The organism is Paracoccus pantotrophus, from assembly GCF_008824185.1.
GTDB classification, from domain to species: domain Bacteria; phylum Pseudomonadota; class Alphaproteobacteria; order Rhodobacterales; family Rhodobacteraceae; genus Paracoccus; species Paracoccus pantotrophus.
Genome location: NZ_CP044423.1, coordinates 412,933 through 428,908 on the forward strand (window position 1 = coordinate 412,933; position 15,976 = coordinate 428,908).

General features: G+C 67.9%; 16 protein-coding genes. 5 read left to right on the top strand and 11 right to left on the bottom strand.

What is annotated here, in order from left to right:
* Positions 1 to 73 precede the first annotated feature (73 nt).
* From ESD82_RS02025 to miaB, 4 genes are all read left to right on the top strand, one after another.
* Complete coding sequence (locus ESD82_RS02025) at positions 74 to 814, top strand: RNA methyltransferase (RefSeq protein WP_024842443.1); 741 nt, start codon at positions 74 to 76, stop codon at positions 812 to 814.
* Positions 815 to 869: 55 nt separating this feature from the next.
* Positions 870 to 2,015 carry a heme A synthase gene (ctaA, locus tag ESD82_RS02030; RefSeq protein ID WP_147429125.1) on the top strand — a complete coding sequence of 382 codons (1,146 nt, stop codon included), beginning with the start codon at positions 870 to 872 and terminating at the stop codon, positions 2,013 to 2,015.
* Complete coding sequence (locus ESD82_RS02035; RefSeq protein ID WP_147429124.1) at positions 2,012 to 3,484, top strand: carboxypeptidase M32; 1,473 nt, start codon at positions 2,012 to 2,014, stop codon at positions 3,482 to 3,484. The genes ctaA and ESD82_RS02035 overlap by 4 nt, the downstream gene beginning before the upstream one ends.
* Positions 3,485 to 3,599: 115 nt before the next feature.
* On the top strand, positions 3,600 to 4,937 hold the full coding sequence (miaB, locus tag ESD82_RS02040; protein ID WP_024842446.1) for a tRNA (N6-isopentenyl adenosine(37)-C2)-methylthiotransferase MiaB: 1,338 nt from the start codon (positions 3,600 to 3,602) through the stop codon (positions 4,935 to 4,937).
* A gap of 15 nt (positions 4,938 to 4,952) precedes the next feature.
* On the opposite strand, the gene ESD82_RS02045 is transcribed toward miaB, so the two are convergent.
* The 11 genes from ESD82_RS02045 to secG form a co-directional block, all read right to left on the bottom strand.
* Entirely contained in the window at positions 4,953 to 6,284 is a 1,332-nt protein-coding gene (locus ESD82_RS02045) for a glutamine synthetase family protein (protein WP_024842447.1), read from the bottom strand.
* Positions 6,285 to 6,287: 3 nt separating this feature from the next.
* Positions 6,288 to 7,115 carry an ABC transporter permease gene (locus ESD82_RS02050; protein ID WP_024842448.1) on the bottom strand — a complete coding sequence of 276 codons (828 nt, stop codon included), beginning with the start codon at positions 7,113 to 7,115 and terminating at the stop codon, positions 6,288 to 6,290.
* The gene (locus ESD82_RS02055; protein ID WP_024842449.1) at positions 7,112 to 7,990 is read right to left on the bottom strand and encodes an ABC transporter permease; all 879 of its coding nucleotides are present in this window, start codon (positions 7,988 to 7,990) and stop codon (positions 7,112 to 7,114) included. Before ESD82_RS02055 ends, ESD82_RS02050 begins: the two co-directional genes overlap by 4 nt.
* Before the next feature lie 47 nt (positions 7,991 to 8,037).
* The gene (locus ESD82_RS02060; RefSeq protein ID WP_147429123.1) at positions 8,038 to 8,760 is read right to left on the bottom strand and encodes a transporter substrate-binding domain-containing protein; all 723 of its coding nucleotides are present in this window, start codon (positions 8,758 to 8,760) and stop codon (positions 8,038 to 8,040) included.
* A gap of 24 nt (positions 8,761 to 8,784) precedes the next feature.
* Positions 8,785 to 9,609, bottom strand: a complete 825-nt coding sequence (locus ESD82_RS02065) for an ABC transporter ATP-binding protein (protein ID WP_051419446.1) — start codon at positions 9,607 to 9,609, stop codon at positions 8,785 to 8,787.
* A gap of 145 nt (positions 9,610 to 9,754) precedes the next feature.
* Complete coding sequence (locus tag ESD82_RS02070; RefSeq protein ID WP_147429122.1) at positions 9,755 to 10,216, bottom strand: tellurite resistance TerB family protein; 462 nt, start codon at positions 10,214 to 10,216, stop codon at positions 9,755 to 9,757.
* Positions 10,217 to 10,268: 52 nt separating this feature from the next.
* Positions 10,269 to 10,565 carry a DUF1330 domain-containing protein gene (locus ESD82_RS02075; protein WP_024842453.1) on the bottom strand — a complete coding sequence of 99 codons (297 nt, stop codon included), beginning with the start codon at positions 10,563 to 10,565 and terminating at the stop codon, positions 10,269 to 10,271.
* A 70-nt stretch (positions 10,566 to 10,635) separates the two neighbouring features.
* Positions 10,636 to 11,544 (bottom strand): polyphosphate kinase 2, encoded by a 909-nt coding sequence (gene ppk2, locus ESD82_RS02080; RefSeq protein ID WP_024842454.1) that lies wholly within the window; start codon positions 11,542 to 11,544, stop codon positions 10,636 to 10,638.
* A gap of 63 nt (positions 11,545 to 11,607) precedes the next feature.
* Positions 11,608 to 12,063 (bottom strand): hypothetical protein, encoded by a 456-nt coding sequence (locus tag ESD82_RS02085; protein WP_024842455.1) that lies wholly within the window; start codon positions 12,061 to 12,063, stop codon positions 11,608 to 11,610.
* Positions 12,064 to 12,111: 48 nt separating this feature from the next.
* Positions 12,112 to 13,755, bottom strand: coding sequence for a CTP synthase (locus ESD82_RS02090; RefSeq protein ID WP_024842456.1), 1,644 nt, complete (start codon positions 13,753 to 13,755; stop codon positions 12,112 to 12,114).
* A gap of 148 nt (positions 13,756 to 13,903) precedes the next feature.
* The gene (gene secG / locus ESD82_RS02095) at positions 13,904 to 14,437 is read right to left on the bottom strand and encodes a preprotein translocase subunit SecG (RefSeq protein ID WP_028709844.1); all 534 of its coding nucleotides are present in this window, start codon (positions 14,435 to 14,437) and stop codon (positions 13,904 to 13,906) included.
* A gap of 54 nt (positions 14,438 to 14,491) precedes the next feature.
* Here secG and ESD82_RS02100 point away from each other — a divergent pair, with 54 nt between their 5' ends.
* Positions 14,492 to 15,925 carry a cobyric acid synthase gene (locus ESD82_RS02100; protein WP_147429121.1) on the top strand — a complete coding sequence of 478 codons (1,434 nt, stop codon included), beginning with the start codon at positions 14,492 to 14,494 and terminating at the stop codon, positions 15,923 to 15,925.
* Positions 15,926 to 15,976: the final 51 nt, after the last annotated feature.

Sequence of the window (15,976 nt, forward strand, 5' to 3'; positions counted from 1 at the left end):
CGCTGTCATCCCTCGTGGTTCGCCAGCAGATAGCGCAGTGCCGCGCGCCTTGCCAGTGGGTCTGCGGAAGGATATGGCCGCGGCCATGGAACCGGCGATCATCCTTGTCCGCCCGCAGATGGGCGAAAACATCGGCGCGGCCGCGCGCGCCATGCTGAATTTCGGCCTGACCGACATGCGCCTGGTGGCGCCGCGCGACGGCTGGCCCAATCCCAGGGCCGTGGCCATGGCCTCGGGTGCCGCTGGCCGCGTGCTGGACCGAGCGCGGGTTTTCGCGACGCTGGCCGAGGCCATGGCGGATGTGGATTATGCCTATGCCACCACCGCGCGCGGGCGCGAGCTGACCAAGCCGGTGCTGACCCCGGCCACGGCCATGGCCGATGCCCGCGCGCGGGTTGCGCAGGGCGGCCGGGTCGCGGTGATCTTCGGGCCCGAGCGCGCTGGGCTGGAGAACGAGGACGTGGCGCGCGCCAATGCCATCATCACCGTGCCGGTCAATCCCGATTTCCCCTCGCTGAACCTGGCGCAGGCGGTGCTGCTGGCCGGCTATGAATGGGCCCGCGACAGCCTGCCGCCCGAGCCTGCCCCGCAGGGCCGCCGCCCCGATGGCGAGGCGCCCGCGACGCGGCTGGAGATCGAGCGGCTGGCCGATCACTGGGAAGAGCGGCTGGCCGAAGCCGGCTTCTTCTTTCCGCCCGAGAAGGCGCCGGCGATGAAGCTGACGCTGCGCAACCTGTGGTCGCGCCTGCCGCTGACCCGCGCCGACACGCGCATCTTTCACGGCATGCTGCGGCAGTTGATCCGTCGCGGCTGATTGATTTCCGGGCGCGGGCGGGCCAAGGTCGCGCCCGATCGAGAAGGAAGCTGACATGGCAAGACGTCCCGTCTTTCAGGAAGTCACCGAGACCACCCCCCGCAGCACGCCGCCCGCCGGCGGCATGATCGACGCCGGTCCCAAGGGCGCGCGCGGCGCGATCCGCATCTGGCTGATCGTGCTGTTCGTCATGGTCGCGGCGATGATCGCGCTGGGCGGCGCGACGCGGCTGACCGGCTCGGGCCTGTCGATCACCGAATGGAAGCCGGTGACCGGGGCGATCCCGCCGATGGATGGCGCCACCTGGCAGGCCGAGTTCGACAAATACCGGCAGATCCCGCAGTTCCAGCTGGTCAATTCCGACATGGACCTGGCAAGCTTCAAGCGCATCTACTGGTGGGAATGGTCGCACAGGCTGCTGGGGCGGCTGGTGGGGCTGGTCTGGGCGGCGGGCTTCGTCTTTTTCCTGGCGACGAAGCGCATCCCCGCGGGCTGGGTGCCGCGGCTGCTGTTGCTGGGCGTGCTGGGCGGCGCCCAGGGGGCGATCGGCTGGTGGATGGTGCATTCCGGCCTGTCGGGTGAGATGGTGCGGGTGGCCTCTTACCGGCTGGCCACGCATCTGGGGCTGGCCTTTGCCATCCTGGGCCTGATCGCCTGGCAGGTGCTGGCGCTGTCGCGATCCGAGGCGGCGCTGCTGCGCGCCCGCCGGGCGGGCGAGGGCAAGCTCTTCTCGATGACCACCGGGCTGATGCACCTGGCCTTCGTCCAGATCCTGCTGGGGGCGCTGGTGGCGGGGATCGATGCGGGGCGCATGTATACCGGCTGGCCGACCATGGGCGGCGAATGGATCCCGGCCGAGATCTGGGACGCGGCGCTGGGCTGGCGCAACTTCTTCGAAAACCCGGCGCTGGTACAGTTCATCCACCGCATGGTGGCCTATCTGCTGGCAATCTTTGCCGTGGTGGTGTTCCTGCGCGCCCGGCGCTCGCCGCATCCGGTGACGCGCGGCGCCTATGCCGCGATGCTGGTCGCCCTGGCCGTGCAGGTGTTTCTGGGCATCATGAACGTGCTGCATGCCTCGCCGCTGGCTTTGGCACTGGCGCATCAGATCGGTGCCGTGGCACTGTTCACGCTGATCCTGCGCGCGCGGCACCATGCGCGCTATCCAATCGAAACTTCGGTCCGGGGAACAGTCCGATGAGCGCCTTCGACGATCTTCTCGCCTTCCAGCGCCAGACCGAGGCGCTGTCCTCGGTTGCCGAGCGGCTGGCCTGGGACCAGGAAACCGTGATGCCGCGGGGCGCCGTCGAGCAGCGCGCCGAGGAAATGGCGGCGATGGAAGCGGTGCTGCACGAGCGCCGTACCGATCCCCGCCTGGGCGAATGGCTGGACCAGGCCGAGCCCGAGGATGCCGAGGACGCCCGCGTCATCGAACTGATCGCGCGCGATCATCGCCGCGCCTCGCGCATCCCGTCGCGGCTGGCGACGGAACTGGCGCGGCAGACCTCGCTGGCGCAGGGCATCTGGGCCGATGCCCGTGCCAAGGACGCGCCCGAGGATTTCCTGCCGGCGCTGAACGACATCCTGATGCTGAAGCGCGAGGAGGCCTCGGCCCTGGCCGATGGCGGCGATCTTTATGACGCGCTGCTGGACGATTACGAGCCGGGCATAACCCAGGCCGAGATCGCGCGGCTTTTCGATGCCATGCGGCCGCGGCTGGTGGCGCTGCGCGAGGACGTGCTGGGCGCCGCGTTCCAGCCCGAGCCGCTGATCGGGCATTTCCCGCAAGAGACGCAGCTGCGCCTGGCGCGGACCTGCGCCACCGCCTTCGGCTATGACTGGACGCGCGGGCGCATGGACATCGCCGTGCATCCCTTCAGTTCCGGGCGCTGGCAGGACAGCCGCATCACCACGCGGGTGGTCGAGACCGACCCGTTCAACTGCCTTTACTCGACCATCCACGAGGTCGGGCATTCCAGCTATGAGCTGGGCATCGACAGCGATTATGCCTTCACGCCGCTGGGCCGCGGCGTCTCGATGGGCACGCATGAAAGCCAGAGCCGCATCTATGAAAACCAACTGGGCCGCAGCCGCGCCTTTACCGGCTGGCTCTACCGGCGCATGTCGGACGCCTTCGGCGGGCTGTCCCTGCCCGATGCCGATGCCTTCTACGGCACCGTGAACCGCGTGACGCCCGGCTTCATCCGCACCGAGGCCGACGAGGTGCAATACAATCTGCACATCATGCTGCGCTTTGACCTGGAGCGCGACCTGATCGCCGGGCGGCTGGATGTCGAAGACCTGGTCGAGGCCTGGAATACCCGATTCCTGCGCGATTTCGGCGTGGCGGTGGACCGGCCGGCCAATGGCGTCTTGCAGGACGTGCATTGGGCGGTGGGGCTGTTCGGCTATTTCCCGACCTATGCGCTGGGGAACGTCTATGCCGGCTGCCTGCATGCCGCGCTGCGCGCCGCGGTGCCGGACCTGGACGAGGCTTTGGCGCGCGGCGAGGCCGACCCGGCGGTCGAATGGCTGCGCGAGAACGTCCAGCGCCATGGCGGACTTTACCCGCCGCGCGAACTGATCGGGCAGGCGACCGGGGCCGATGTCGGGGAGGGGCCGCTTCTGGACTACCTGGAAGAGAAATTCTCGGCCATCTACCGGCTTTGAGGCCGGATTCGGGTATTTGGGGAACGAAGAAGCCGCGCGCCGGGCGTCATGGCGGCCGGCCTTTCCAAGCCGGGCGTTTTCCTGTATCAGGCCTCGATCCCAAGGACAGCACGGCATGAGTGACCCAGCCAGCAAGCCCGCCCCGGCGGTGAAGAAGCTTTTCATCAAGACCTATGGCTGCCAGATGAACGTCTATGACAGCCAGCGCATGGCCGAGGCCATGGGTGCCGAGGGCTATGTCCTGACCGAGAACCAGTCGGACGCCGACATGGTGCTGCTGAACACCTGCCATATCCGGGAAAAGGCGGCCGAGAAGCTTTATTCCGACCTCGGCCGGCTGAAGCCCTTGAAGGCGGAGAAGCCCGACCTGAAGATCGGCGTCGCCGGCTGCGTCGCCCAGGCCGAGGGCGGCGAGATCCAGCGTCGCATGCCCATCGTCGACCTGGTGGTGGGGCCGCAAGCCTATCACCGGCTGCCGGCCATGGTGCGCGCGGGCGGCGGGGTCGATACCGAGTTCCCGGCCGAGGACAAGTTCGAGCATTTGCCGAAGCCCGCCGCCACCAGGCGCGCGCCGGCCGCCTTCCTGACCGTGCAGGAGGGTTGCGACAAGTTCTGCGCCTTTTGCGTGGTGCCCTATACCCGCGGGGCCGAGGTGTCGCGCCCGGTCTCGCGCATCCTGGCCGAGGCGCGCGACCTGGTCGGGCGCGGCGTGCGCGAGATCACGCTGCTGGGCCAGAACGTCAATGGCTGGCATGGCGAGGGGCCCGGCGGGGCGGAATGGGGATTCGGCCGGCTGATCCGGGCGATCGCGGAAATCGACGGGCTGGACCGCATCCGCTATACCACCAGCCATCCCAATGACATGGCCGACGACCTGATCGCCGCGCATCGCGACGAGCCGAAGCTGATGCCCTATCTGCACCTGCCGGTGCAGTCGGGTTCGGACCGCATCCTGAAAGCGATGAACCGTAAGCATACGGTGGACCAGTATCTGAGGCTGATCGAGCGCATCCGCGCGGCGCGGCCCGACATCATGCTGACCAGCGATTTCATCGTCGGCTTTCCCGGCGAGACCGACCGGGACCACCAGGACACGCTGGAGCTGGTGCGGGCGGTGAATTTCGGCACCGCCTTCAGCTTCAAGTATTCGCCGCGCCCCGGCACCCCGGCCTATGAGCGGCCGGAGGTCGAGGGCGCCGTGGCCGATGCGCGCCTGCAGGAATTGCAGGCTTTGCTGACCAGCCAGCAGAAGGCCGCGCAGGAGGGCATGGTCGGGCGCGAGCTGGGCGTGCTGTTCGAAAAGCCCGGCCGCAATCCCGGCCAGATGGTCGGCAAGTCGGACTATCTGCACGCGGTCTTTGTCGAGGCGCCCCAGGCCAAGGTCGGCGACCTGGTGCGGGTGCGCATCACCCATAGCGCGCCGAACTCGCTGGCCGGGGTGCTGGCGGCCTGAGCCGCCCGCGCCGGGTCAGACCGTGTCGAGGTAAAGCTCGACGGTTTCCTCGTCGGAAAGCTCGGCCATGTAATGCAGTTCCTGCCGCTTGGTCATGACGAAATTCTCGATCAGATGCGCGGGGAAGATGCGCCGGATCTCGGGCGAGGTTTCGAAGGCGTCGATGGCCGCGCCCCAGCTGCCGGGAAGTTGCTCCAACCCTTGCTCATAGGCATTGCCCTGGATCGGCGGCGGCGGCTCGGCCTTGTCCTCGATGCCGTTCAGCGCCGCGCCCAGCACCGCGGCGACGGTCAGGTAGGGGTTCACGTCGCCGCCCGCCACCCGATGCTCGATCCGCCGCGCCTTGGGCCCGGAGGAGGGAATGCGGATGGCCGAGGTGCGGTTTTCATAGGCCCAGCCGATGCCGGTGGGGGCATGGGCGTTCGGCACCAGCCGGTCGTAGCTGTTCTCATGCGGGGCAAAGAGCAGGGTCGAGCCGGGCATGGCGGCAAGGCAGCCGGCGACGGCATGGCGCAGCACGTCCGAACCCTCGTCGCCGCCATTGTCGAAGACGTTGCGGCCCTGCCGGTCCAGCACCGAGAAATGCATGTGCATGCCAGAGCCGTTCCATGCCTCGTAGGGCTTGGCCATGAACGAGCCGGCAAAGCCGTAGCGCCGCGCCAGCCCCTTGACCAGCAGCTTGAACAGCCAGGCGTCGTCCGCGGCCTTCAGCGGATCGGGTTGGTGCATCAGGTTGATTTCGAACTGGCCGGGCGCGGCTTCCGAGATCGCCGTGTCGGCGGGGATGTCCATCGCCTCGCAGGCGTCGTAGAGCGCGGTGAAGAAACGGTCGAAGGCGTCGAGCGCGCGCAGGGACAGGGTTTCCGCCCCGGTGCGGCGCTTGCCCGAACGCGGGCTGGGCGGCACGCGCAGCTGCCCGCCCGAATCGTCGATCAGGAAGAACTCCAGCTCGGTCGCCACCACCGGGGTCAGGCCCACGGCCTGGTAGCGTTCGACCACGCGGGCCAGCGCCTGACGCGGATCGCCCTCATAGGGGCGGCCGTCCAGGTGGAACATCCAGATCGGCAAGAGGCCGGTCGGCGCTTCCAGCCAGGGCATGGGCATGAAGCCGCGTTCGGTCGGCAGCAAGAGCCCGTCGGGGTCGCCGGCCTGGAAAACCAGCGGGCTGTCCTCGATATCCTCGCCCCAGATGTCCATGTTCAGGACCGAGAAGGGGAATTTCGTGCCCTCGGTCAGGATCTTGTCGGCAAAGCGTGCCGGAACCCGCTTGCCGCGCGCCACGCCGTTGAGGTCGGCGGCCGCGATGCGGATGGTCTTGACGTCGGGATGCTCGCGCAGCCAGTCCATGGATCACCTGATGAGATTGGGCCTGTAACGGATCTTCTTCGCCGCGCCGGGAAGGTGGCGGTTCAGCCGGCGGTTCACCATGCCGAACAGCGCGATCAGACCGATGGTCAGCAGCACGAAATAGCCCGCCACGATCGGATAGGCGATGAAGGGGTTGAAGGTCTTGTCGGCGAAATAATTGGCGTAGTAGAGCGCGTCGCCCCGCTGCTGGAAGGCCGGGAAGCCGGAAAAGAACACCAGCGTCGTGGCGTGGAACAGGAAGATCGCCTCGTTGGTATAGGCGGGCCAGGCAAGCCGCATCGCGGTGGGCCAGACCACCCGGCGCCAGCGGGTCCAGCCGGCCATGCCATAGGCATCGGCGGCCTCGAGCTCGCCCTTGGGCAGGTTGCGCAGCGCGCCGTAGAAGATCTCGGCCGAATAGGCGGCGGTGTTCAGCATCAGGACCAGCAGCGCCCCGGCCCAGGCGCGGGTCATCCAGCTGGTCTGCACGGTGATGCCCAGCACGTCGATGCCGGCGCGCGGCAGCTGCACCAGCATCTCGTAGGCCAGGAAGAACTGGATGAACAGCGGGCTGCCGCGGAACAGGAAGATGAACCACTCGGCGGGCTTCCTGGCCCAGGGGTTGCGGCTGGCCTTCGCCACGGCCAGCGCATTGGCCAGGAAAAAGCCGAAGAACAGCGCCAGCGCGGCGAAATAGATGTTCCAGATCAGGCCCGAGCCGATCAGCGTGACCTGCTCGCACAGCGTAAAGCCGCTGCGCGGCAGCAGCCTTTCGCCCAGGCCGAGCGCGCGCAGACCGTAATCCTGGATGGTTTGCAGGCATTGGTTCATGTCGCGGCCTTTCGCATCGCCTCGCCGGCGGCGGTGGCCTGGCCGCGCGACAGCCTGGTCCGGATGCGGTCGAAGATCCGTTCCGAGCCCCAGGTCATCAGCAGGTAGAAGGCCAGGATGGCCAGGAAATAGTAAAGCCGCCAGTCGGGATGCGGATAGGCATAGGCGCGGGTCTTGGCCCCGCCCAGCTCGCGCGCCCAATAGACGATGTCCTCGACCCCCAGCACGAACAGCAGCGGCGTGGCCTTGATGAGGATCATCCACAGGTTCGCCAGGCCGGGCAGGGCATAGGTCCACATCTGCGGGATCAGGATGCGCCGGTTCACCTGGCGCGGGCTCATGCCATAGGCCTCGGCGGTTTCCAGCTGCGCCTTCGGCACGGCGTTCATCGCGCCATGCAGCACATTGGCGGCGAAGGCGCCGAAGACCACGGCAAAGGCGATCACCGCCAGGAAGATGCCATAGGCCTGGTGTACCCATTCCGGCGAGGTCGAAAGCGGCAGCTTGGCGGCGGCGCAGACGATGAACTCATTGCCCTGCCGCACCGGCACCGAGGGGTCGCAATAGACGCGCGAGCGCAGCCATTCGAAACCCTGGTCCAGCGCGATGGGCACGAACAGGAAGAAGATGATGTCGGGCACGCCGCGCACCATCGAGGTATAGATGCGGCCGAACCAGCGCACCCCCGCGATGCGCGAGCGCGAGGCCATGGCCCCGCCGAAGCCGAAGATCAGCGCCGCCGGCGCGGTGATGGCCAGCAGCAGCAGCACCGTGCCGAAGCTGGCATAGAACAGCATGTGGTTGCCGGTCGTCAGATAGCATGACAACCAGGCAAGCCCGTCCAGGGCAGAGGGGTCGGTGCAATGGGAAAACATCATGCCGCCGGTTTGGCCGCCGCGGCCGGTGCCGCGGCGGCATCAGGTCATTCGTAGGTCTGCGCGTCCTCGCCGAAATGCGTCTTGATCAGCGCGTTCAGGCTGCCGTCCTGTTTCATCGCGGCGATCGCCCCGTTCAGCTTTTCGCGCAACTCGTTGTCGGACTGGCGCACGCCGATGCCGATGCCCTCGTCCAGGTGGACCTGCTCGCCGACGAAGATCAGGTCGTCGCTGTCCTCGACAAAGGGGCGCATGACTTCGTGATCGCCGAAGGCCGCATCGGCTTCGCCATTGCGGACGGCGGCGAAGACCTGGTCGATATTCGGGTATTCCAGCATCGTGGCCTGGGTGTCGGCGATATGGGAGGCCTGGACCGTGCCGGTCTGGACCGCGACGATGCCGGTCTCCAGGTTCGCACCCTCGTCCAGCGCGACATAGGAGGACGGCGCCGGCGGCAGGTAATCCTCGGTGAAGGCGATGACCTGCTTGCGTTCCTCGTTGATGCTCATCGCCGCCATGATCGCGTCATAGTTCGACGAGACCAGGTTCGGGATGATCGAATCCCAGTCGTTCTTGACCCAGGTGCATTGCAACTCGGCCCGCTGGCACAGTTCGTTGCCTAGATCGACCTCGAAGCCGGCGACCTGGCCCTGGTCGTTGATGAAATTGTAGGGAGGATAGGCGCCCTCGGTGGCGATGCGCACCGTTTGCGCCATGCCCATGCCCGCGGTCAGCGCCAAGGCTGCGGCTGCAAGCGTCAGTTTCTTCATGTCCTTGCTCTCCTGTCGGTTCTTTCATTCGGCCATGGTGGCGCTCAGGAACTGGCGCAGCCGCTCGGACCGCGGCGCGCCGAAAAGCTGCGCCGGCGGTCCCTCTTCCTCGATCCGGCCCTGATGCAGGAAGACGACGTGATCGCTGACATCGGCCGCCAGCCGCATGTCATGGGTGACCAGCAGCATGGTGCGATGCTCGGCCGCCAGATCCTTGATGACGCGCACCACCTCCTGCTGCAATTCGGGGTCGAGCGCGCTGGTCGGTTCGTCCAGCAGCAGCGCCCTGGGCTCCATGCACAGCGCGCGGGCGATGGCGGCGCGCTGCTGCTGGCCGCCCGACAGCTGCGCCGGCCAGGCATCGGCCTTGTCGCCGATGCCGACCTTGGCCAGCAATTCGCGGGCCCGCGCCTCGACCTGGGCCGGGTTGCGCTTCAGCACATGGACCGGCGCCTCCATGACGTTTTGCAGGATGGTCATGTGCGACCACAGGTTGAACTGCTGGAACACCATGGACAGGTTGGTGCGCAGCCGCGTCACCTGCGCCCGGTCGGCAGGCACGCGGGCCAGTCCGGTGCCGCGCCATTTCACCGCCTCGCCTTCGAACAGGATCTCGCCCTGCTGGCTGTCCTCGAGCAGGTTGCAGCAGCGCAAGAGCGTCGATTTGCCCGAACCGGACGAGCCGATCAGGCTGATGACATGGCCGCGCGGCGCCGTCAGGCTGACGCCCCGGATGACCTGGAGCGGGCCATAGGCCTTGTGCAGATCGCGGATTTCTATCACCGGCACGCGGGTCGGATCTGCGGTCGGATCTGCGGCAGGATCGGGGGCCGTGACGGGCGCGGCCATGGTCGGTTCTGTCTGGCTCATGGGAATATGAGGCGATATTTGCTGCGCGATTGCAATGTTTTCGTCACTGGCCTTCCAGGCAGGGCGCAGGCATGGATCGCCGGCGCGGGGGGCGGCACAGGCGGGCCGGGGCGGGGCTGCGCGTTCACTTGCCCGACAGCCCCAGATCGTCCAGCGCCCTTTGCCGCGCCAAGGCCGAATCGCGGTCGTTCACGCCCAGAAGCCCGGCCACCAGCCGCACCAGCGATTCCTCGTCGGCGCTGCGGGCCCCGTCGGCATAGGCGATCTCCCACAGGGCGGCGACGATCTCCTGGCGCTCCTGCAGTTCCACGCGCTCCTTGATGATGCGGGTGAAGCGGACGGTGTCGGGCGCCTCGGCCTCGATCATCTCGGCTGCGGCGCGCCGCTCGGCCGCCTCGGCGGCGCCCAGCCCCCGGCGCCGGGCCAGAACCTGGTCGATGCGCTGCCGTTCAGCCGTGCCGTAATGGTCGTCGGTGCGCGCCAGCCGCACCAGCAGCGAGGCGATGGCGACCTCGGCATCCTGGCCGCTCAGATGCGGGGAATCAGGGCGGACGGCGAAAAGACGGCTCAGAAGATTGCGAAACATGGCCGGATATTAGGGTATTTTCGCGGCGCAACAATATCCCGCGCCAAATTTGTCAGGCAGATTCCCAGCCCTCGACGATGGCCAGATCGGCGATCGAGCAGGGCCGCCGCAGCGCCAGGGCCGCCTGATATTCCGGGCTGTGGTAACAGGCACGGGCGGTTGCCAGATCGGGAAACTCGATCACCACCGCGCGGGGGCGCATCTGGCCCTCGACCACCTCGAGCGCCCCGCCGCGCACCAGGAAACGTGCGCCATACCTGGCGAAGGCGGCGGCATTGGCCTGGCGATAGGCTTCGTATGCGGCGGGGTCGTCGACCGTGACATGGCCGATCCAATAGGCTTTGGGCATGGCGTGTTCCTTGCGGCTGTTCCGTGCCGATCATGCCGCGCAAGGGCGCCGCCGCAAGCCCGATCCCGCCCTAGTAACGTTGCGGCACGTAAAGCTCGGGCGGCAGCACCTCGCGTTCGTAATCGGGGTTGAAGACCCGGTCGGGCAGGGTGATCTCGTCATGCGGCACCGGGCCATAGGGGATCATGGTCAGAAGATGGGCCATGCAGTTCAGCCGCGCCCGCTTCTTGTCGTTGCCGGGCACGATATACCAGGGGGCCTCGGGGATGTTGGTGCGCTCGAACATCTCTTCCTTGGCTTTGGTGTAATCCTCCCAGCGGATGCGCGATTGCAGGTCCATGGGCGACAGCTTCCACTGTTTCAGCGGGTCGTGGATGCGCATCAGGAAGCGCATCTGCTGTTCCTCGTCGGTGATCGAGAACCAGTATTTCACCAGCCGGATGCCGGAACGCACCAGCATGCGCTCGAACTCGGGCACGTCGTCGAAGAATTGCCGGACTTCGTCCTCGGTGGCGAAACCCATGACCCGCTCGACCCCGGCACGGTTGTACCAGCTGCGGTCGAACAGCACGATCTCGCCCCCGGCCGGCAGGTGCGGCACGTAGCGCTGGAAATACCATTGCGTCTTTTCGCGGTCCGAGGGCGCGGGCAGCGCCACGACGCGGGCGACGCGCGGGTTCAGCCGCTGGGTGATGCGCTTGATCGCGCCCCCCTTGCCGGCGCTGTCGCGGCCCTCGAAGATGACCACGACCTTTTCCTTGTGATGGGCCACCCAGTCCTGCAGCTTGATCAGTTCGGCCTGAAGCCGCAGCAGCTCGCGGAAATAATCGGCGCGCGGCATCTGGTCGGGATGGGTCTGGCGATAGATGCGGGCGATCTCCTGGGACAGGACCGCATCCTCCATCTCGATCTCGACATCCTCGTCGAGCGTGTCCTGAAGTTCGGCTTCAAGCCAGTCCTTGGGCGTCTGGTCCTGCATGGGGATCTCCTGCTGCGCTTGCCTGCGATCTAGCCTTGCAATGTGACAATCCGGTGTCGCTCCTCAGAACAGCGCCGCGCAGTCGCGGATGATGCCAAAGGCGAAGCCGCCGCCGCTGGCATCCGCCACCGTGCCGCACCAGCGCCCGTCGCTGGAAAACAGGCTCTTGCTGCCCCTGGGACGATAGGCGACGCGCTTGCCGGTCACGGTGAACAGGTTCAGCGTGCCCGAGCCGTTCGGGGCGTAATAGCCGACGACCGTGCCGTCCGCGGTGAAGATCACCCGCTTCTCATTGGCCGGATTGCGCGGCGAATTGGCATAGCGCGAGGCGCTGTTGGCCGGGCTTGCCGCCGAATTGGCGGCGGCATGCGGCGAGTTCGCCTGCCGCGAGGGCTGGTTCTGCGGCGCGCCCGGCCCAAGGTCGAAGGGCAGGCGCGTCTGGTCCAGCAGGAATAGCGGCGCATCCGCCAGCGCAGGCAGGGCGCAAAGCATCAGGGCGGCGAGCGGGGCAAGGCGCATGTCGGAACCGTTTCGTCTGGTTCCGACACTATGGCGCGGCGCGGCGGTTCAGACCAGCCGCTCGTTTTCCATCGCGGCGCGGACGAAGCCGGCGAACAGCGGCGCGGGCTGGAACGGCTTCGACTTCAGCTCGGGATGCGACTGCACGCCGATGAACCAGGGATGGTCGCGATATTCCACCACTTCCGGCAGCCGCCCGTCCGGCGACATGCCGGAAAAGCACAGCCCGGCCGCCTCCAGCTGGTCGCGGTATTTCGCATCCACCTCGTAGCGGTGGCGGTGGCGGTCCTCGATCTCCAGCGCGCCGTCATAGACTTCCGAGATCTTCGAGCCCGGCGTCAGCACCGCCGTATAGGCGCCCAGCCGCATGGTGCCGCCCTTGTCGTCGGTCAGCTTGCGCTGCACGGTGTAATTGCCCTGCACCCATTCCTTGAGGTGATAGACGACCGGGGTGAAGCGGGTCTTGCCGGCTTCGTGGTCGAACTCCTCGGAGCCGGCGTCGGGCATGCCGGCCAGGTTCCTGGCCGCCTCGATCACCGCCATCTGCATGCCCAGGCAGATGCCCAGATAGGGCACCTTCTTCTCGCGCGCGTATTTCGCCGCGGCCACCATGCCCTCGGTACCGCGCTCGCCGAAGCCGCCGGGCACGATGATGCCGTTATAGCCGTCCAAGAGATGCGCGCCTTCGCCCTCCAGCTTCTCGCTGTCCACCCAATCGGCACGCACGCGGACGCGATTGGCCATGCCGCCATGGGTCAGCGCCTCGGCGATGGATTTGTAGGCGTCTTCCAGCTGGGTATATTTGCCGACCACGGCGATGCGGACCTGGCCCTCGGCATTCTCCAGCCGGTCCATGACATCCTCCCAGCGCGTCAGGTCGGGACGCGGCGCGGGGCTGATCTGGAAGGCGTCCAGCACCGCCTGGTCCAGGCCGGCGCGGTGATAGGCCAGGGGCGCCTCGTAGATCGACTTCAGGTCATAGGCCGGGATCACCGCATCGGGGCGGACGTTGCAGAACAGCGCGATCTTGGCGCGTTCCTTTTCCGGGATCGGCTGCTCGCTGCGGCAGACCAGCACGTCCGGGGCGATGCCGATCGAGCGCAGTTCCTTGACCGAATGCTGGGTCGGCTTGGTCTTCAGTTCGCCGCTTGCGGCCAACCAGGGCAGCAGCGTCAGATGCACGAAGATGCATTGCCCGCGCGGGCGTTCCTGGGCGAATTGCCGGATCGCCTCGAAGAAGGGCAGCCCCTCGATATCGCCCACCGTGCCGCCGATCTCGCAAAGCATGAAATCGACCTCGGCCTCGCCCACGGCCAGGAAGTCCTTGATCTCGTTGGTGACGTGGGGAATGACCTGGATGGTCTTGCCCAGATAGGCGCCGCGGCGCTCCTTTTCCAGCACGTTGGAATAGATCCGCCCCGACGAAACCGAGTCGGTCTTGCGCGCCGAGACGCCGGTGAAACGCTCGTAATGGCCCAGGTCCAGGTCGGTCTCGGCACCGTCGTCGGTCACGAAGACCTCGCCATGCTCGAAGGGGCTCATGGTGCCCGGATCGACGTTCAGATAGGGGTCGAGCTTGCGCAGCCGGACGGTGAAGCCGCGCGCCTGCAACAGCGCCCCCAGCGCCGCCGAGGCCAGCCCCTTGCCGAGCGAAGAAACCACGCCGCCGGTGATGAAGATGTAACGCGCCATCGAGGGGCCCCCGTGAGTAATCCAATAAGAGATCGCGGCCCGAATCTGGGCGGTTTCACGGGACTCGAGTCATATCCGATTTGTCCCGTGGCCGCAACGGACCGCAAGTTGTTGTAAGGGGCGCCGGATGCGCCCCCAAGTTCTGGTGTCAGTTGTTGGCCGGTGCCGGGCTTTCCTGCGCGGGTTCCCCGGCAGCAGGCGGCGTCACCGGCGCGGTCGCGGGCGCGCTGCTGTCTTCGGCGGGTGCAGCGGGCGCCTGGGCCGGGGTTTCGGCCGCGGGAGCCGTTGCGGGGGCCGGCGGCGCCACCGGCTGGCCGGCGCCCGGAACCACGGGCTGGCCCGCGCCGGGCGGCGGGGTATAGTCGCCGATGCCGGGCAGGCTGGTCGCCGGGGCCTGCTGGGTGCCGCCCAGGTTCAGCTGGTCCACGATCGAGCCGCTGGAGGCGTTCTGCGCGGCGATCAGGGTCAGCGTCATCGAGGTGATGATGAAGCCGATGGCGAAGATCCAGGTCAGGCGCGACAGCGCATTGGCCGCCTGGCGGCCGGTCATGACGCCGCCTCCGCCGCCGCCCATGCCAAGGCCGCCGCCTTCGGACCGCTGCAACAGCACCACCCCGATCAGCAGCACGGCGAGGATCAGATGCACGGTAAGAACGACGTTTTCCACCACGGGGCCTTTCATTCAGCGACGCGCCTATCTAGTCACCAAGGCGCGGATTGGCAAGCGGGGGCGGGCATGGGCGCGTTGATGATCCAGGGGACCGGGTCGAATGTGGGAAAATCCCTGCTGGTGGCGGGGCTGTGCCGGGCGGCGCTGCGGCGCGGGATCAATGTCGCGCCCTTCAAGCCGCAGAACATGTCGAACAATGCCGCCGTGACCCCGGACGGGGGCGAGATCGGCCGGGCGCAGGCGCTGCAGGCGCGGGCGGCGGGGCTGGCGCCCTCGGTCCACATGAACCCGGTGCTGCTGAAACCCGAGACCGACCGCGCCGCGCAGGTGGTGGTGCAGGGCCGCGCCGCGGCGCGGGCCGCCGCGGCGGATTACGGGGCGCTCAAGGCGCGGCTGATGGGGGCGGTGCTGGACAGTTTCGCCCGGCTGCGCGCCGCGCATGAGCTGGTGCTGGTCGAGGGCGCGGGCAGCCCGGCCGAGGTCAACCTGCGCGCCCGCGACATCGCCAATATGGGATTCGCCCGCGCCGCCGATGTTCCGGTGGTGCTGGCCGGCGACATCGACCGCGGCGGGGTGATCGCGCAGATCGTCGGCACCCAGGCGGTGATCGACCCGGCGGATGCGGCGATGATCCGCGGCTTCGTCATCAACCGCTTTCGCGGCGATCCCTCGCTGTTCGATGCCGGCCGCGCCTTCATCGCCGAGTGCACCGGCTGGCCGGACCTGGGGCTGGTGCCGTGGTTCCCGGATGCCGCGCTTTTGCCGGCCGAGGATGCGGTGGACCTGCGCCGCGCCCTGGGCTCGGGCGGGCTGCATGTTGCCTGCCCCATGCTGTCGCGGATCGCGAATTTCGACGATCTCGACCCGCTGGCGGCCGAGCCGGGGGTGCGGCTCAGCATGGTGCCGCCCGGACGGGCGCTGCCGGGCGATGCCGACCTGGTGGTCCTGCCGGGCACGAAATCGACGCGGGGCGACCTGGCCTTCCTGCGCCAGCAGGGCTGGGACATCGACCTTTTCGCGCATCTGCGGCGCGGCGGGCGGGTGCTGGGCATCTGCGGCGGCTATCAGATGCTGGGCCGCTGGATCCACGACCCCGAGGGCCATGACGGCGACCCCGGCAGCACCCCCGGCCTGGGCCTGCTGGAGGTCGAGACCCGCATGGCGCCCGACAAGCGCCTGACGCGGGCCCAAGGCACCGCGCTCGGCCAGCCGGTCGAGGGCTACGAGATCCACATGGGCCGCACCGAGGGGCCCGACTGCGCCCGCCCCTTTGCCCATATCCCCGAGCCGGACGGCGCCACCAGCCCCGACGGGCGCGTCGCCGGCACCTATCTGCACGGGCTGTTCTCGGGCGATGCGTTCCGCGCCGCCTGGCTCGAGCAGTTCGGCGCGGCCTCGGCGCTGGATTACGGCGCGGGGGTCGAGGCGGTGCTGGACCGGCTGGCCGCGCATCTCGAGACGCATCTGGACATCGACCGGCTTTTCGCGCTGGCGCGCTAGGGACCGGATTTTCGCACTGGCGCACGAGGGGCCGGCCCCTTGCGCCGGCGC